Source organism: Arthrobacter sp. 05T45, assembly GCF_056395875.1.
The window spans coordinates 191,540-209,233 of record NZ_JBFTKI010000006.1; the positions used below are offsets into that span (position 1 = coordinate 191,540).

General features: G+C 68.5%; 14 protein-coding genes. 8 read left to right on the top strand and 6 right to left on the bottom strand.

The genetic code is table 11. From position 1 onward, the window contains the following. Window positions 1–54 precede the first annotated feature (54 nt). The 4 genes from AC1DGD_RS09335 (at window position 55) to AC1DGD_RS09350 (ending at window position 4,744) form a co-directional block, all read left to right on the top strand. Complete coding sequence (locus tag AC1DGD_RS09335) at window positions 55–1,125, top strand: Gfo/Idh/MocA family protein (protein WP_476856612.1); 1,071 nt, start codon at window positions 55–57, stop codon at window positions 1,123–1,125. Between the two features lie 152 nt (window positions 1,126–1,277). Continuing rightward, entirely contained in the window at window positions 1,278–2,534 is a 1,257-nt protein-coding gene (locus AC1DGD_RS09340; protein ID WP_476856613.1) for a hypothetical protein, read from the top strand. Between the two features lie 474 nt (window positions 2,535–3,008). Next, window positions 3,009–4,211 (top strand): serine/threonine-protein kinase, encoded by a 1,203-nt coding sequence (locus AC1DGD_RS09345; protein ID WP_476856647.1) that lies wholly within the window; start codon window positions 3,009–3,011, stop codon window positions 4,209–4,211. After that, window positions 4,208–4,744: a mucin-associated surface protein gene (locus AC1DGD_RS09350; RefSeq protein ID WP_476856614.1), complete on the top strand. Its 537-nt coding sequence runs from the start codon at window positions 4,208–4,210 to the stop codon at window positions 4,742–4,744. Before AC1DGD_RS09345 ends, AC1DGD_RS09350 begins: the two co-directional genes overlap by 4 nt. Before the next feature lie 197 nt (window positions 4,745–4,941). On the opposite strand, the gene AC1DGD_RS09355 is transcribed toward AC1DGD_RS09350, so the two are convergent. Beyond that, a complete protein-coding gene (locus AC1DGD_RS09355; protein ID WP_476856615.1) occupies window positions 4,942–7,164 on the bottom strand; it encodes an NADP-dependent isocitrate dehydrogenase in 2,223 nt (740 codons plus the stop codon). Window positions 7,165–7,409: 245 nt separating this feature from the next. On the opposite strand from AC1DGD_RS09355, the gene AC1DGD_RS09360 reads away from it, so the two are divergent. Beyond that, window positions 7,410–8,408: a trypsin-like serine peptidase gene (locus tag AC1DGD_RS09360; RefSeq protein WP_476856616.1), complete on the top strand. Its 999-nt coding sequence runs from the start codon at window positions 7,410–7,412 to the stop codon at window positions 8,406–8,408. Window positions 8,409–9,494: 1,086 nt separating this feature from the next. Here the strand turns inward: AC1DGD_RS09360 and purH are convergent. After that, window positions 9,495–11,180 carry a bifunctional phosphoribosylaminoimidazolecarboxamide formyltransferase/IMP cyclohydrolase gene (gene purH, locus AC1DGD_RS09365; protein ID WP_476856617.1) on the bottom strand — a complete coding sequence of 562 codons (1,686 nt, stop codon included), beginning with the start codon at window positions 11,178–11,180 and terminating at the stop codon, window positions 9,495–9,497. A 150-nt stretch (window positions 11,181–11,330) separates the two neighbouring features. Between purH and AC1DGD_RS09370 the strand changes: the two genes are divergently transcribed. After that, window positions 11,331–12,683 (top strand): MFS transporter, encoded by a 1,353-nt coding sequence (locus AC1DGD_RS09370; RefSeq protein ID WP_243180242.1) that lies wholly within the window; start codon window positions 11,331–11,333, stop codon window positions 12,681–12,683. A gap of 93 nt (window positions 12,684–12,776) precedes the next feature. Here AC1DGD_RS09370 and AC1DGD_RS09375 read toward each other — a convergent pair whose 3' ends face one another. Both AC1DGD_RS09375 and purN read right to left on the bottom strand, forming a co-directional pair. Further along, complete coding sequence (locus AC1DGD_RS09375) at window positions 12,777–13,523, bottom strand: hypothetical protein (RefSeq protein ID WP_476856618.1); 747 nt, start codon at window positions 13,521–13,523, stop codon at window positions 12,777–12,779. 361 nt (window positions 13,524–13,884) lie between these two features. Next, a complete protein-coding gene (gene purN, locus AC1DGD_RS09380) occupies window positions 13,885–14,460 on the bottom strand; it encodes a phosphoribosylglycinamide formyltransferase (RefSeq protein WP_476856619.1) in 576 nt (191 codons plus the stop codon). Window positions 14,461–14,499: 39 nt separating this feature from the next. On the opposite strand from purN, the gene AC1DGD_RS09385 reads away from it, so the two are divergent. Beyond that, the gene (locus AC1DGD_RS09385; protein ID WP_476849143.1) at window positions 14,500–14,943 is read left to right on the top strand and encodes a hypothetical protein; all 444 of its coding nucleotides are present in this window, start codon (window positions 14,500–14,502) and stop codon (window positions 14,941–14,943) included. A gap of 22 nt (window positions 14,944–14,965) precedes the next feature. On the opposite strand, the gene AC1DGD_RS09390 is transcribed toward AC1DGD_RS09385, so the two are convergent. After that, on the bottom strand, window positions 14,966–16,285 hold the full coding sequence (locus tag AC1DGD_RS09390; RefSeq protein WP_230011170.1) for a cell division protein PerM: 1,320 nt from the start codon (window positions 16,283–16,285) through the stop codon (window positions 14,966–14,968). 220 nt (window positions 16,286–16,505) lie between these two features. Here AC1DGD_RS09390 and AC1DGD_RS09395 point away from each other — a divergent pair, with 220 nt between their 5' ends. Then, window positions 16,506–16,925, top strand: coding sequence for a DUF4383 domain-containing protein (locus tag AC1DGD_RS09395; RefSeq protein ID WP_253906807.1), 420 nt, complete (start codon window positions 16,506–16,508; stop codon window positions 16,923–16,925). Between the two features lie 232 nt (window positions 16,926–17,157). Here the strand turns inward: AC1DGD_RS09395 and AC1DGD_RS09400 are convergent, their stop codons facing one another. After that, window positions 17,158–17,667, bottom strand: a complete 510-nt coding sequence (locus AC1DGD_RS09400) for a cytidine/deoxycytidylate deaminase family protein (RefSeq protein WP_476849144.1) — start codon at window positions 17,665–17,667, stop codon at window positions 17,158–17,160. Between the last annotated feature and the right edge of the window lie 27 nt (window positions 17,668–17,694).

Below are 17,694 nucleotides of genomic sequence, written 5' to 3' on the forward strand. Positions count from 1 at the left end.
GCCAGGGCCGTCAACACCGCGGCCCGCCCGCCCCCTGGGTGAGAAGATGGCATCATGTCTGCCCTCATCGCAAAGCCGTGGCTGTTCAGCCAGCCGGACCAGGACCCCCGCACAGCCACCGGTGCCAGGCTGCGCTGGGGTGTCATCGCCACCGGCGGGATCGCCGCTTCGGTCACACGCGACCTTGGGCTGCTGGCGGATGCGGAACTGTACGCCGTCAGCTCCCGCACACAGGCGGCCGCGGACGCGTTCGCGGCCGACTACGGCTTTGTCCACGCCTACGGTGACCAGGAGGGCGCCAGTGGCTATGCCCGCTTGCTCGCCAATGACGCCGTCGACGTCGTCTACGTCGCCACCCCGCACGCCCACCATCACAAGATAGCCCTCGCCGCCCTCAACGCCGGCAAGCACGTGCTGTGCGAGAAGGCCCTCACGATCAATGCCCGGGAAGCAGCCGAGCTGATCGCGGCGGCCCGGACCAACGGAGTCTTCCTGATGGAGGCGGTGTGGAGCCGGTTCCTGCCCAGCATGCAGCGGGCGTTCGAGATCGCTGCCTCGGGCGAGATCGGCGAGGTGAAATGGGTCGGCGCCGACCTCGGCTTTCCGGCGCCGTACTCGCCCGGTTCCCGGCTTTGGGCACCCAAGGACGGTGGCGGCGCCCTGCTGGACATGACGGTCTATCCCCTGCTCTGGGCGCTCGGCACCCTGGGGTTCCCGCAAACGGTCAGCGCCACCGGCTGGCTGAACGACGACGGCGTCGACGCCCAGAATGCGTTGACGCTCGGTTACCACCACGGCGCCCAGGCCCAACTGACCTCGTCATTGATGGCCTACGGCCCCCGCACGGCCACCGTCGCCGGCACCAAGGGCTACCTCCAGAGCCCCGGCTCCATCAACAACCCGAAGGAACTGCTGGTCCGGATCGGCTTCGAGGGGCCCCGGACGGAGCAGTTCACCGTGGTGGGACGTGGCTACACCTACGAGCTCCGCGAGGTCACGCGGTGCATCCAGCAGGGCCTCACCGAGAGCCCGGTCATGCCTCTGGAGGACTCCCTGAACACCATGCGGCTTTTCGACGGCGTACGCGCGCAGCTCGGCGTGAGCTACCCCAACGACGCCCACTAACCGCCTCGCATTTTCCACGCCCCAGGCAACGGACCCGGCGCATTCCAAGTGTCTCGGTATGCCTACAGTTTCGGCCCCGCTCTGGACTCTCCTGTTGGGGCCGACTTACCCTGTAGGCAATTGTCCAGTCTTCCGGGATCGGGGGTGCGCGCATGGATCCTGCAGCAGCGTCCTCCCGCGCGGGCCGCACCTTGCGCCCCCTGCGCCCCTTGCGGCGCGTGCTTTTGGCCGCCGTCGCCGGCGCCGCGTGGCTGACACTGACCTGCACGGCCGCGCAGGCGGACGACGCCTGCGCGTTCTACGGGACGGCCGACGACGCCGGGGAGAGCACGGCCGCCGCCTCCTGTACGGACGCCGACGACCTCCCTGTTCCCTCCCTCGACGGCGTGGTCTCCGTGGACATCCCTGCGGTCCCGGCGGGCACCTGGGCGGCGGGCGCTGTTCCGGGGCCGGGAGTAGCTTCCGCGGACGTCGTTCCTGCCGACCCGAACGGGCCCGCGGACACCGCCCCTGACCCGGCGGTTCCCGACGCGCCACCGCCCGCCCCTGGGCCGGCGGCACCGGACCCGGCGCTCCCCTCTCCGGCGCTCCCTGACCCTTCGCTCCCTGCGCCGGCACTCACCCCGCCGGCAACCGGGCCTGTGGTGGACCCTGCGGTTCCGGTCCCCGGTGTTGTTCCGCCGGTGGTGGACCCTGCGGTTCCGGTCCCCGGCGTCGATCCGCCGGTGGTGGACCCTGCGGTACCGGCTCCAGCACCTTCGTCGCCCGGCGACCCGGCGGCCCCGGTTCCGGTTCCGGAGCCAGCAACTCCGCTCCCCGGCGACCCGGCGGCCGGGCCACCAGACGGCGTCGTTCCAGGCGGCGTCGTTCCAGGCGGCGACGTCGCGGCGGGATCGCCTGCGGGGACGCCGGCCGCTGTCGATGGCGAATCGGCACCGGCGGGCGCCGCAAAAGCAACCGCCGCCAACGCAGCACCAGCTGAACTGCCGGCGCCTGCCCCCACCGGCACCGTGGCGGCCCGTCCGTTCCCGGCGTCTCCTTCCCCGGGTGCCACTGTTGCCTATCCCGCCTTGCTGATCCCTGAACCCCGGGGCGCGGCAGCTGTCCAGTCCGGCGCTGCCCCGCCGGCCAAGGCCCCTGCCGGGACCGGTGAACCGCCGGCTCCCTCCGGCAACCCGGGTCCGGGCCCATGGCACGGCGGAACGGGACTGCCTGCGCCTGACGCACTCCCGCCGGCTCCGGGCTCGGGGTCCGGCAGCGGGCACTCCGGCGGCGGGCCTGCCGGAACGGCTGCGTGGATGCCCAGCCTGGTCTTCTACGTGCCCACCATCGGGGCCGACGCCATCGGCGGACCGCTCCAGCACGAGTACGCAGCCGTTAGCGCTGATCCCGGTTCTTCTCCTGACTAGTCGGGCCGTCTCTGCCTCCACAGAGCACGGCCCGTCGGGCTGCCTTCGCCGCCCGCCAACAGTCACCCAGGAGAATCCCCCATGGACACGACCGTCCACCGCCGGGCTTCCGGCACCCCATTTCCCGCCGGCCTGACCCTCTCAGCGCCCGCCCACCCCGAGCGTTCCGGTCCGCAGCCGAGGCCCGGCTGCAAGCCCCGCCCGCCCTAGCGCATGCCACCGCTCCCATCAAGGTCCTGTACCGCCGGAGCAAGGTCGTTGGGTCCGCTGGGGGACCCAACGGCATGCTCCGGCGGAGGGGCGTCCGCGGGTGGGCGTCCGGTGAGGGAAGACGCTTCGGCGCCGGGACCGGGGGTCCCCCACGCACCACGCGGACCGCAATCAGATACCCGTACCCGTATCATTCTTTAGGAGCGCCGCCGGGGCGCACACGAAAGGTACGGGGACAGCGTGGACAGTTCGCCCAACAGCATCATGGCGGAGCCCCTGGGCGGCCGCTATCAGCTGGGGGAGGTGATTGGCCGGGGCGGCATGGCATCGGTCTACACGGCCAAGGACCTGAACCTTGGCCGGGACGTTGCCCTGAAACTCTTTGCACCGCAGTCGGCGGATCCTGACGAGCTTCGCCGCCAGGAAGCGGAGATCGAACTGCTGGCGACCCTGAATCATCCAAGCCTGGTGACGCTGTTCGACGCCGGGACGGACACCCGGATTCCCGAGGAGCCCCGGCCGTTCCTGACCATGGAGCTCGTGGACGGCCAGGATCTGCGGACCCGGATCCGCCACAGTCCCCTGCCGCTGGCCGAGTTGGCCGTGGTGGGCGCCGGGATCGCCGATGCCCTCGCCTACGTCCACGGCCTCGGCATCGTCCACCGGGACATCAAGCCCGCCAACATCCTCCTGGTGCCGGTCCGGCCGGGAGAGCCGCTGCGGCCCAAGCTCACAGACTTCGGCATCGCCCGGATCATCGACGGGACCCGGCTGACCGCCACGGGAACCATGGTGGGAACCGCCGCCTACCTCAGTCCCGAACAGGCCCGCGGGGCCGACCTCGGTCCGGCGAGTGATATCTACTCGCTGGGCCTGGTCCTGCTCGAATGCCTCAAGGGCGAGGTGGAGTACCCGGGCAGCGCCGTCGAATCCGCCGTGGCCCGCCTGCACCGCGCCCCCGTCATCCCGGACGCCGTGCCCGAGGAGTGGGCCCGGCTCATCCAGGCCATGACCGTCCTGGACCCGTTGGACCGCCCCGCGGCCGCCGATCTCGAGGCAGCTTTCCGTGTTGCCCTCGTTTCCCCCGGATCGCTGCCGGGGCCGGTCACAACGGAACCCACCCGGGTCCTCCCGGCCCCGCCGGCAAGGCGGCCCCGCCCACCCAGGCCCGGAGCCGCAACGGCTGCGGCGTCGAGAACACGCCCCCTGAACTCACTGGACCCGGATGCCCTGCCGCTGCGGCCGCGCCGCCGCCGCTCCGTGTCGCGCGGGGCCGCATGGTTTCTCCGGGCCCGGCCCCGCACCCGCGTGGCCGGGCTGCTCGCCGTGCTGGCAGTCCTTGCCGTCGTGGCGACGATCGCGGTCGCCCTGTCCGCCCCCGCGGCGCCCGACGTCGTCCCCTACCCCACCGTCACCGGACCGCTCGGCGATCACCTGAGGGAACTGCAGAAGGGTGTGGAACCATGAGCGATTCGCGAACCGCCGGGCAAGACCGCGGCCGGGTGAGGTATCGGGTGCCCGCAAGCCTCCTCGCCGGACTCCTGGCCGCCGGGGCTTTGGCCGGTTGCGGCTCCCCCGCCCCCGAACTGGGCAGCGGCGCGGCCCGGCAACTTCAATCCGAAGTCTTGGCTGTCAGCCAGGCTGCAGCCGCCAACGACCCGGAGGGTTCCCTGAAGCACCTTGACGAGTTGCTGACCCGGCTGGATGCCGTCGCCGCGAGCGGCGAGGTGTCCTTCAGACGCCACCAGAGCATCAAGTCATCGATTGACGCCGTCCGGGCGGACCTTACCGCGCAGCAGGCGGCCGAGGCGGCCCGGAAGGCTGCGGAAAAAGCAGCGGCTGACAAAGCGGCAGCCGACAAAGCAGCGGCTGAAAAGGCTGCCGCGGCTCAGGCAGCAGCCCAGGTCGCTGCAGCGCGGACGGCCCCGGCCGCCGTCGCCCCGGCCCCGGCCAAGGCCGCCACCGGGAAATCGAAGCACAAGGGCAACGGCAAGGGCTGACCCCGCAGCCCTCCCCCGCCCGGCTGCCCCTCCTTCCTGCCATCCTCCGACCAGCCACCCCTACAACCAGCAGCGACGCGCGCACCGGAATCCCGGGCGGACAGCAGAACGCCCCGCCTCCCTTTCGGGAGACGGGGCGTTCTGCGTGGCGGCCGGCCCGGGCGCTGCCTGAGGTCTGGCGCCGGTTGAGGCTGGGACTACTTGGTCAGCGTCGCAAGCACTTCGCTGAACTTCGCCGACGGGCGCATGACCGCTGCAACCTTGGCCGCATCCGGCCGGTAGTACCCGCCAAGGTCCACCGGGGAACCCTGGACGGCCAGGAGTTCGCCGGTGATAGTGTCCTCGTTGGAGTTCAGCGCGTCAGAAACGGCGGCGAAGGCCGCGGCGAGCTCGGCGTCGTCGTTCTGGCTGGCCAGTTCCTGGGCCCAGAACTTGGCCAGGTAGAAGTGGCTGCCGCGGTTGTCCAACTCGCCGGCCTTGCGCTTCGGGGACTTGTCCTCCAGCAGGAACGTGCCGGTGGCCCGGTCCAGGGTGTCGGCCAGGACCTGGGCGCGGGCGTTGCCGGTGCTGGTGGCGAGGTGCTCGAAGCTGACGGCCAGTGCGAGGAATTCACCCAGGCTGTCCCAGCGCAGGTGGTTTTCCTTGAGTAACTGCTGGACGTGCTTCGGGGCGGATCCGCCGGCGCCGGTCTCGAACAGGCCGCCGCCGTTGATCAGCGGCACCACCGAAAGCATCTTGGCGCTGGTGCCCAGTTCCAGGATCGGGAAGAGGTCGGTGAGGTAGTCGCGGAGCACGTTGCCGGTCACCGAGATGGTGTCCTCGCCCTTGCGGAGGCGCTCCACCGTGAAGGCCGTGGCCTCATCCGGGGACATGATGGCGATTTCCAGGCCCTCCGTGTCGTGGTCCTTGAGGTATTCCTCCACCTTGGCGATCATCCGGGCGTCGTGCGCGCGGCCCTTGTCCAGCCAGAAGACGGCGGGCGTGGCGGAGGCGCGGGCACGGGTGACGGCCAGCTTCACCCAGTCGCGGATCGGCACGTCCTTGGTCTGGCAGGCGCGCCAGATGTCGCCCGGGGCAACCTTGTGCTCGATCAGCACCGTGCCGGCGTCGTCAACGATCTGGACGGTGCCGGCGGACTGGATCTCGAACGTCTTGTCGTGGCTGCCGTATTCCTCGGCGGCCTGGGCCATGAGGCCGACGTTCGGGACGGTGCCCATGGTGGTGGGATCGAAGGCCCCGTGTGCGCGGCAGTCATCAACCACGACCTGGTAGATGCCGGCGTAGCTGCTGTCCGGGAGGACGGCGAGGGTATCGGCTTCCTGGCCGTCGCGGCCCCACATGTGGCCCGAGCTGCGGATCATGGCCGGCATCGAGGCGTCGACAATGACGTCGGAGGGCACGTGCAGGTTGGTGATGCCCTTGTCGGAATCGACCATCGCAAGTTCGGGGCCCTCGTTGAGGCCCTTTTCGATGGCTGCCTGGACCTCGCCGCGGATCTCCTCCGGCAGGTCCTCGAGGCCGTTGAGGATGGAGGCAAGGCCGTTGTTGGGGCTCAGGCCGGCGGCGGCGATCTGCTCACCGTAGGTGGCGAAGAGGTCCGCGAAGTAGGCCTTGACGACGTGGCCGAAGATGATGGGGTCCGAGACCTTCATCATGGTGGCCTTGAGGTGGGCGGAGAACAGCACGCCCTCGTTCTTGGCCCGGACGACCTGGGCTGCGAGGAACTCATCCAGGGCCGCGGCCCGCATCACGGTGCCGTCGATGACCTCGCCGGCCAGGACCGGGAAGGCACGCTTGAGGACCTTGACGGTGCCGTCTTCCTTGACGAGCTGGATCTTGATGTTGGTGTCGGCCTCGATCACCACGGACAGCTCGTTCGAGCGGAAGTCGTCGGCGTCCATGTGGGCCACGTTGGTCTTGGACTCCGGAGTCCAGGCGCCCATGCTGTGCGGGTTCTGGCGGGCGTAGTTCTTGACCGAGAGCGGGGCGCGGCGGTCCGAGTTGCCTTCGCGCAGGACCGGGTTCACGGCGGAGCCCTTGATCTTGTCGTAGCGGGACCGGATGTCCGTTTCCTCGTCCGAGGAGGGGTTGTCCGGGTAGTCCGGCAGCGCGTAGCCGTGGCCCTGGAGTTCGGCGATGGCGGCCTTCAACTGGGGCACGGAGGCGCTGATGTTGGGCAGCTTGATGATGTTGGCTTCGGGCGTCTTGGCGAGGGCACCAAGCTCGGCCAGGGCGTCGCTGACGCGCTGCTCTTCGGTGAGGTAGTCGCCGAACACGGCGATGATGCGGCCGGCCAGCGAGATGTCGCGGGTCTCCACTTCCACACCGGCCGTCGAGGCGAACGCCTCAATGATCGGCAAGAACGAATAGGTGGCCAGCATCGGCGCTTCGTCGGTGTGGGTATAGATAATCTTTGCCATTGCGCGGGCGTCTCCCTGAAGGTCTGGGTATTTCCGGAATCTTGTGTTATCTCAACACCCCTAACTTACCCGAGGTGCCCCCGTTGGCGCCTACCGGCGTCGTGCGCGGACGGATGAGTGACATCCCGACACGGCATAACAAAAATTGACAAGCGACTTTACAGATTAGTCAAATTGCCGTAGTTTCGTTCCATCCAGCGGCCGCCAACAGCGGCCGCCCCGCTTTTCCACCGGTTAGGACACCCATGAGAACACCCAAGACTCTGGCCACCAGCCTGCTGACTCTTTCGGCCGCCGCGCTGCTGGCCCTGAGTGCCGCGGGGGCGGCCACGGCCTCCCCCGCACCGGCCAAGGCACCGGTTCCCACCTCCGATGTCGCCAGCCACACCGTCACCGAGACGGGCGCGGCCGACTACTGGACCGCGGAACGCATGCGCAGCGCCGTCCCCGGCGACGTCTTGGCCGACAGGGCCATGAAGCGCAACGGCAAGGCCACCGCGGCCAGGGGCCCGGCGGAAACGGGCGCGCCGAGCAAGGTCGAGGCCGCGGCTCCCAAGCTGCAATCCCAGACGCTCCAGACCAAGACCAATGCCAGCGAAACCCCCGTCCCGCACATCGGCAAGGTCTTCTTCACCCTCGGCGGGACGAACTACGTCTGCTCCGGCAACTCGGTCTCCTCCGGCAACAAGAGCACGGTCTCCACGGCCGGGCACTGCGTGAATGAGGGCCCGGGCGCCTTCGCCACCAAGTTCACGTTCGTCCCGGCGTACCTGAACGGCGCGGCCCCCTACGGCAAGTGGACGGCCAAGGCCCTCTACGCCCCCACCCAGTGGAGCTCCTCGGGTGACATGACCTACGACACCGGCTTCGCCGTCATGTCCACGCTCAACGGCCAGTACCTGAGCGACGTCGTCGGCGGCTCCGGGCTGCAGTTCAACGCCGCCCGCGGCCTGAGCTACAAGTCATTCGGTTACCCCGCCGCAGCGCCCTTCAACGGTGAATCCCTCAAGAGCTGCTCCGGCACCGCCACGAACGATCCCTACAACCCGCAGTTCAACACCCAGGGGATCCCCTGCAACATGACCGGCGGTTCCTCAGGCGGTCCGTGGTTCATCGGCACCAGCGCCGGCGGCTACCAGAACTCCATCAACAGCTACGGCTACGGCAGCAACTCCACCACGATGTACGGCCCGTACTGGGGCAGCGTGATCCAGCAGGCCTACACCACGGCGGCCGCTTCCTGACCTGAGGGCGCGGGGCCTCGTTCGCGCGGGGCCCGCGCTCCGTTCGCAGGGGCCTGTTCGCGGGGCCCGCGTTCCGTTCGCGGGGCCCGCACGCTCCGTTCGCGGGGGCCTGTTCGCGGGGCCCGCGCTCCGTTCGCGGGGGCCTGTTCGCGGGGCCCGCGCTCCGTTCGCGGGGGCCTGTTCGCGGGGCCAGCGCAGCCGGGCTTGTCTACCCTGTTTACCCTGTTTGCCCCAGCGCGGGGTCATTGCGTCCCATCTTCAGCAGTGGGGAGGACGCAGTGGCCCCGCGCTGGCTTTATGTGCGACGGCGGATCGCGCCCGCCCCCTGGACATGCCCTCCGCTAACACCAAGGCCCGGACATATACCCCACATGTCCGGGCCTTGCCATGCGGAGTGGACATGTCCTCCCGGGTGGCTTCTCGGCGCTTGGCAACGAATGAGCATGTCCCCCGGATGGCCCCCGGCGCGCCAGAAAGAACGGGCATGTCCCCCGGCTGGCCCTGGCAGCCCAGGGTCGCACGGGACATGCCCTCTCCACACACCGAAGCCTGGACATATCCCCCATATGCCCACTCCTTGCCGCGAAAAATGAGCATGTCCCGCGGAAAGCATGAGCCTGTCCCAGGGACCGGCCACCAGCCCACTCGCTGGCGCAAAAAATGGACATGTCCCCCGGCCAGGGAGGGCATGTCAGGGAAGGAATGGGCATGTCCGACCGGGTCGGTCTCGAGCTCCTGAAGCCGCGAGCACGTCCTTTGGGTTGGCCCGCTACGCAACGAAAAGACTGAGCATGTCCCCCGGCTGGCCCTGGCCGCCGAGGGTCGCACGGGACATGCCCTCCCCACGCTCCGAAGCCTGGACATATCCCCCATATGCCCACTCCTTGCCGCGAAGAATGAGCATGTCCCGCGGAAAGAACGGGCATGTCTCGCGGGCTGGCCACCAGCCCACTCGGTGGCACAAAAAATGGACATGTCCCCCAGCCAGGGAGGGCATGTCCATTTTTTGTGCCGGTCTCTTGCGCGCGGGTCCCTTGTGCGCGAACCGCAGCCCGAGTGGAAGAGCACTACCCGAGTGGAAGGGCCCTAGTGGAAGAAGTGGCGTGCCCCGGTGAAGTACATGGTGATGCCGGCGGCGTTGGCCGCGGCGATGACTTCCTCGTCCCGGACTGAGCCGCCGGGCTGGACGACGGCGCGCACGCCGGCGTCGACCAGGATCTGCAGTCCGTCGGCGAACGGGAAGAACGCGTCCGAGGCCGCTACAGCGCCCCGGGCACGCTCCGGCGAAGCGGCGGCGTCGGCATTCGAGGCCCCGCCAGCACCCTCGACATCGGACTCCACGGTGACGCCAAGGGTGTTGGCGCGCTCGACCGCGAGCTTGCAGGAATCGAGCCGGTTGACCTGGCCCATGCCGATGCCGACGGCGGCACCGTTGTCCGCGAGCAGGATGGCGTTGGACTTCGCCGCGCGGCACGCGGTCCAGGCGAACGCGAGGTCGGCCAAGGTGGCGGCGTCGGCGGCGTCGCCCGCGGCCAGGGTCCAGTTCGCGGGGGTGTCGCCGTCGGCGTCGACCTTGTCCGTGGCCTGCACCAGCATGCCGCCGGAGACCTGGCGGAACTCGGTCGGGTATCGTCCGTATCCGTCCGGGAGGGCCAGGAGGCGGATGTTCTTCTTCTTGGACAGGATCTCCACTGCCTCGTCGTCGAAGCCCGGCGCGATGACGACCTCCGTGAAGATGCCGGCGACGGTCCGTGCCATCCCGGCGGTGACGGTGCGGTTCGCTGCGATGACGCCGCCGAACGCGGACACGGGATCGCAGGCGTGGGCCTTGGCGTGGGCGTCGGCGATCGGGTCGGCCGCCGACGAGGACCCCACGGCCACGCCGCACGGGTTGGCGTGCTTGATGATGGCGACGGCGGGTTCGGCGAAGTCGAAGGCGGCGCGCAGGGCGGCGTCGGCGTCGACGAAGTTGTTGTAGCTCATGGCCTTGCCGTGCAGCTGGTCGGCCTGGGCGATGCCGGCCGGGGCGGCCTTGTCCACATACAGTGCGGCCTGCTGGTGCGGGTTTTCGCCGTAGCGGAGCACCTCGGAGCGTTCCAGGGCCAGGCCGGCGTAGGCGGGCCAGTCGATCACGCCGTCGCCGTCCTCGTCGCGGAACTGGCTGGCGGTCCAAGTGGCCACGGCGGTGTCGTAGGCCGCGGTGTGCGCGAACGCCTTGGCGGCGAGCCGGCGGCGGGTCTTCAGGTCAAAACCGCCCGAGGCGGCGGCCTCCACCACGGCACCGTAGGACGCCGGGTCCACCACGATGGCGACGGCGGCGTGGTTCTTCGCGGCGGAGCGCACCATCGCGGGCCCCCCGATGTCGATCTGTTCGACGACGTCGTCCGGCGCGGCACCGGACTTCACGGTCTCCACGAAGGGGTAGAGATTGACGACGACGAGGTCGAACGGCTCGATCTCCATGTCCGCCAGGGTCTGCATGTGGGCCGGGACGCGGCGGTCCGCGAGGATGCCGCCGTGCACGCGCGGGTGCAGGGTCTTGACGCGGCCGTCCAGCATTTCGGGGGAGCCGGTGACTTCCTCGACTTCCTGCACGGGGATGCCCGCGGCGGCGATCTTCTTGGCCGTGGAGCCGGTGGAGACGATCTTGACGCCGGCGGCGTGCAGGCCTTGAGCGAGCTCCTCCAGACCGGTCTTGTCGTAGACCGAAATCAGTGCCCGGTGGATGGGAACTCGGTCGATGGATACACGGTCAAGCTGCGTGAAGCTCACAAAAGTCTCCGTCTTATATCGCGGCGGGGCCGCGGGTGGTGGGGATGCGGCCAGTTTATCGCGTCCCGCCGCCGGGCCCTCCCGCGCGCCGGAGTGTGAAGCACGCGCAGGCCGCGGCCCGGCCACGTAGAGTTTTCACAGGAGGCCAAGATGAACACGTACACCACTGTGCCCAGCGGCGAACAGGTGGTCCAGGAACTGCCGTGGCGGTGGAAGGTCCAGGGCCGGATCTTCCTGATCGGCGGACTGGGCTTCATGTTCGATGCCTGGGACGTCACCCTCAACGGCATCCTCATTCCGTTGCTGTCCAAGCACTGGTCGCTGAGCCCGGGCGATGCCGCCTGGATCGGCACGGCGAACCTCATTGGCATGGCCTTGGGCGCGTTCGTCTGGGGCACCATCGCGGACACCATCGGCCGCAAGAAGGCCTTCACCGCGACCCTGCTGATTTTCTCCATCTTCACCGTGCTCGGCGCCTTCTCCCCCGACTTCATGTGGTTCGTCGTGTTCCGGTTCCTGGCCGGGTTCGGCCTGGGCGGCTGCATCCCGGTGGACTACGCGCTGGTGGGCGAGTTCACCCCGCGCAAACAGCGCGGCCGGGTGCTCACCGCGATGGACGGCTGGTGGCCGATCGGCGCGGCCCTCTGCGGTTTTGTCTCCGCCGGGCTGGTCGCGGCCTTCGCGGACTGGCGGCTGACCATGCTGGTCATGGTGCTCCCGGCGCTGCTGGTGTTCTGGATCCGCCGCAGCGTGCCGGAATCCCCGCTGTTCCTGATCCGCAAGGGCCGCCGCGACGAGGCCGCCAAGGTGATCGACGCCCTGGTCCAGGCCACCGGCGCCGAGGCCCGCGTCTACAGCCTGCCCGCACCGCAGGATGCACCACGCCTCTCGGCGGGGAGTGCGTGGACGCAGTTGCGCGCCCTCTGGCAGTTCAACTGGAAGATCACGACGGCGGCATGGGCCCTGTTCTTCAGCATCCTGCTCGTCTACTACCTGTCGCTGACGTGGATGCCGCGGATCCTGATCGGCGCCGGCTTCGAGGAGTACAAGGCCTTCCTGACCACGGCGTCGATGGCCGCCGTCGGACTCCTGGGCGTGGTGGTGGCCGCCCTGCTGGTGGAGCGGGTGGGCCGCAAGTGGATCCTGGCGATCACCGGCCCGCTGTCCGCGCTGACGCTGGTGATCGTGGCGATCGTGGTGGACATTCCCACCGCCGCCGTGTTCTGGCTCCTGGTGTTCGGCTTCGTGGTGCAGGTGGCCATCCCGGTGCTCTACACCTACGTCTCCGAGCTCTACCCCACGGAACTGCGCGGCTCCGGCTTCGGCTGGGCCTCGACGTTCTCCCGGCTCGGCGCCGGGTTCGGTCCGCTGATCTTCGCGGCCTTCCTGTGGCCGGAACTGGGGCTCGCGACGTCGTTCGCCCTGGCCGGCGGCCTCGTGCTGCTCTCCGTGCTGTGGATGGCGTTCTTCGCCCCCGAGACGAAGCAGCGCCGGCTCGAGTAACGCGCCCACAACCCGAGCGCTCACCCTCATCCCTAACCCAACTGACTCGCAGCAGGGGCCGTTCTGAGTCTTCAGAACGGCCCCTGCTGCGAGCTACTTGGGCTGCCAGCCGCGGTAGGCGAGAGCGGCGCGGACCTTGGCCACGGCGGCGCGCGCCTCGTTCTCCATGTGCCGTTTTGAGATCCTGACCAGGATCCAGCCACTGCCTGCGTAGTCCTCTTCCTTGGCAATATCACGTACGACCTGGGCCGCGTCGGAGTGCACGGCCCCCTCATACTCCACAGCAACCCGGTGTTCCGGATAGGCAAGATCAGGTTGACGCACGACGCCGGAGCGCAGGACCGTGCGCACGTTCAGTTCCGGTTCCGGTAGTCCTGAGCGGCAGAGGGCAAGCCGGAGTCTCGTCTCGGGGGCCGAATCCGCGCCGATCCGGGCTTGGTCCAAGGCGAGACGCGCCTTGCGGATGCCGGGCGTACCCTTGTGTCGGTCCAGCATTTCGGCCAGTTCCCCAGGACCGGCATAAGGCTCCGTCCGGCCTTCAAACTCAGGCCGAGGATGACGCAATAAGTGGTCAGCCACCACGGTCAGCTCGTCAATGCTCATCTTCCGGGCGCAGTCCAGCCACGTCCTGGTCCGAGTGGTGACCAGCAGCCCGTCGATCGTGGTGATTTCGTCGGCGAAGAATTGCCCGACATGGCCAATCACGCCCCTGCGCCGCGGTATTGCCATCGTGTCCGGACGGGAAATGTGGATGCCGAGGGCGTCGGCACCCGGGAGGAAGCCCGGAAAGTCCCAGATCAAGAAGGCGGTCGCGTGGGAGGCTGCAGAGAATTGCGTCACAAGGGTGAGGGGCCGCGCATGGTGCGCTAGTTCAACGGGGTGTTCTGCTGGCAACCGGATCCCGCGGCTCGGAACGTGGAGCGAGCGATGCTTAAGCCGGCGCCGGCTGACTCCGGCGTTGACGGCCTCCCTGACTGTAAACGGCGCCGAACCGAGCGGGGACGGGAGCGGCCGGGGTGTCTTCATCGACCCATCGTCGCAAAACCGAGGACTGCCTCGGAGAGTTATCCACAAGCCGCGGCCCGTCTACCCAACTGGCCAGCAGCAGGGGCCGTTTTGAGCGCCCAAAACGGCCCCTACTGCGAGCTAGTTGGGTCAAGCGGGGGAAACCCGGCAGCGCGGGAAACCAGCAGCGGGGAAATCAGGCGGGGGTGTGGGCCGCGGCGAGGGAAGCGAGCGTGGAGACCAAGAGCCGGCGTTCCACCACCTTGATGCGCTCGTGCAGGGATTCCTCGCTCTCGCCGTCCCCGACCGCCACGGCTTCCTGCGCGATGATGGGGCCCGTGTCCACCCCGGCGTCGGCCCAGTGCACCGTGCAGCCGGTGACCTTCACGCCGTAGGCCAGCGCGTCGCGGACACCGTGGGCGCCGGGGAAGGACGGCAGCAGCGCCGGGTGCGTGTTGAGGTATTTGCCGCCAAACGCGTCGATGAAGTCGGCGCTGACAATCCGCATGAAGCCCGAGGAGACCACCACATCCGGGGCGAAGCCGGCCACGGCTTCGGTCAGGGCCGCGTTCCAGGCCGCCCTGTCCGGGTAGGCCTTGAAGTCCACCACAAACGTGGGAATCCCGGCGGCGGCGGAGCGTTCCACCCCAAACGTCCCCGGCCGGTCGGCGCCGACGGCGGCGATCTCGACGTCGAGATCGCCGGACTTCACGGCATCGATTACTGCCTGGAGGTTGGAGCCGGTGCCGGAAACGAGGACAACTATGCGCATGGTCCTAGCTTATGGGGCCGCTCGCGTAGGCTGGAAAACATGAATCCCCCCACGGAATCCGGCAGCGGCCAGTCGGACCGGCAACCGGCCGGCCAGGCAGCACAAGATTCCGCACGGCTGACGCACACCCTGTTCCGGCTGTTCGTCATCGCGGTCCTGGGCTCGTTCTTCGTCTTCCAGCTCGACGTGGGTTATGTGTGGCTGACGGCGCTGCTCACGGTGGCGGGGATTGTGCTGGGCATCGTGGTCCTGGTCCGGGCGGTGAAATACAAGGAATCGCGGCTGGTTCTGTACGGCGCGATATCCGGGCTGGTGGTTTCGGCGGTGATGCTGCTGGTGGTCCTGGCCTCGACGCTGTTCTTCAACCAGATCCGCGATTACCAGCAGTGCGTCCGCTACGCACTGACGCAGCAGGCAACCTCGGAATGCCGGACGCAGCTGGAGAAGTCCCTGCCGGGCCAGCTGCCCACGCAGCTGCGCTAACAGCTGCACCGACGCCGCTGCCCTAGCGGCTGCTGACCGTTTCCAGGTCTGCCTCGCGCAGTTTCTGCTGGCGTTCCAGCCACGGTCCGGCCGCGTAGCCGATCACGACGCCGATTCCGACCTCCGCGGCCACGAACAGCGCCGTGCGCAGCGGGTCGGGCCCGATCTCCGTCAGCCGACCGATGCCGGCCGAACCGCGGGCCAGCCAGGCGAGCCCCGCCGCGAGCAGCCCGGCGACGGAGCCGATCACCGCGCCCAGCACCAGGGTGGAGGCGGCGGCGGTAAACCAGCGGGCCCGGATCTTGATGGACAGCCATTCATCGAAGTGGTTTTCGCCTTCGCGCAGGAACCACCAGCCGGCCAGCGCCCCGGCCAGCGCCGGCACCACCAGGGCCACGAAGCCGAAGTCGAGGGAACCGGCCGGCAGGGCGGCAAACACCGGAACGGACGGCAGCGGCCCGACGGCGGTCCCGAGCGGTCCGGCCAGCGACCCGACGCCCAGGGCGAACCCCGCGCCGGAGATCCAGGCCAGGGCAAAGACGACGAGGTTGGGCAGGAAGCCCAGCTGCACGATGGTGAGGACACCGCCGCCCATGGCACCGGCGTCGAGCCCCTCATAAACGGCGACCACAAGGTTCCAGTGGATGAAGAGGTCGACGGCCAGCAGCGCGGCGGACATCGCCAGGCTCGCCATCAGCGCCACCGAGCCTGCCTTGATGGCCGAACCCAGGTAGGACCCGGCCCAACGCGAGTGCTGGCTGGTACGGGACAGCCAGGCCACGGCGTCGACGCCGATCAGCCGGCTCCACGACCCGGCCTCGCGGCGCGCGCCCACCACCATGCCGAGCCCGAACGGGATGAGGGGAATGAACGCGGCGGCCCACAGGCTGATGCCGACGTCGGCCGTGCGGCAGACGAAGCCCGTTGCAATCCCGAATCCGGCATACGCCAGCCAGGAGCCGAGCAGGGCCTGCCAAAGCTGGTCCGTATATGAGGCGCGGGCCAGGCGCCGACCGGCGCGCCAGGCGAGCAGGAACGGGATCAGGGCCAGGCCCAGCGGGATGAGCGAGAGCGTCCCGGATTCCGGCTGAGCGGCGGACCCGGCACCGGCGGTGTCCAGCAGCAGGGGCACGCCGTGGATCAGCAGCCAGGCCTGGCCTGCCAGGCGCGCCAGGACATCGAATCCGTCATGCTGGAATCCGGCCGTGGCCCAGACCATGACAATCGGGGCCACCACCACGAGGGCGGAAATGACGGCGGCCTGGGCGGACTCGAGGGCACCCTGCAGCCACAGGGGCATGGGAAGGCCACGTTGTCCGGTCTGATCAGCGCGCAGTTTCATCGAGATCCATGGTGCCACGGGCCCGGCACCCGGCCGGTTTCCGACAGGCACATTGGCCGGATCCGCCGGATTTGCCGTCGGGGGCCCCCGGCGCTTTTTGCGCACCCCGGTCGTAAAATTGTAAATGTCCGCAATCAGTGGTTGGAGGCAGATAATGACTACCGCATCTCCTCATGCGCACGGCGTTCATTTTGGTCGGACAGATGTACAGAACGTCGGCATGGGTGCAGGTATCGTCCTGATCGTCGTGGGCATCCTGGGGTTCATCCCCGGCATCACTACGAATTACAGCGAACTGAGGTTCTTCGGGCCCGATTCCAAGGCCCTGTTCCTGGGCCTGTTCCAGGTGTCGATGTTGCTGAACATCGTTCAGCTCGCGATCGGCGCCACCGGCCTGACCATGTCCCGGACTGCCATGGGCGCCCGGAATTTCCTCATGGGCTCCGGTCTGCTGTACATCGTCCTTAGCATTTACGGTTTCATCGTCGGCGTGGATTCGGCGGCCAACTTCCTGTCGCTGAACACCATGGACAATTGGGCCTTCATGGTGATGGGCGTAGTAATGGCCGGCGCAGGCTGGCTGATGACAAGGCACCTGGAAGAAGACGTAAAGACCCGGTCATCAACCCCCGGGACATAGGGAGCCGCGAATGAGTAACGTTTCATAGTATTCAGAAAATTCGTACTACCTGCTGGTGCAGCGGTTTAGCGGAAACGCGGCGGCTGCACCAGCTTTCTGTGTGGCGTCTGGGGCCGCCCGACGGCGGAACCTCCCGGCACGGCGGAAGGCCGGGACTTGTGAGTCCCGGCCTTCCGTGACGCCCTGCCGCTGCCGTTGCCGCCGGTGATGATGCGGGTGCCGCGGCGGCTCGTTAGGTTGCGTGTTCCTGAACGCGGGGCGGAACAGTGTCCCACTCCGTTTCGGTGGCACGCATCCAGGGAAAGGGCAGCAGTTCCTTGATCCGGACCTTGCCCACCTCGCCCCCGGCATCGACCAGTACAGACGTCTCGGTTCCGTAAGAACGCAGCAACTCCCGGCAGACGCCGCACGGGTTGGTGACCTGGGGGTGTCCCTGCCCGTCCATGCTGACGGCTACCACGGAGTGGATTGCTGGCTCCTGGGCCATGCGGGCATTGGCGAGGGCGCTGGATTCGGCGCACACATTGATGCGTTTGGCGCCAATGTGCAGTCCGAGATAGATGGCCCCCGACTCACCGCGCATGGCGGCCGCCACCCGGTGGTTCTCGCTGTGGTGGGCGGTGAGCAACAGCGCGCGCGCTGCCTCGTAAAGCCCCACGTCGGAGGCATCGAGATCAAAGGAGATCACGTTTGCCTGCAAACCGTTTGTGTCCGGGCGACTGGCGTCCATGAGGGTTCCCACTTTCCGTTCCTTCTTACCGCTGTTCCT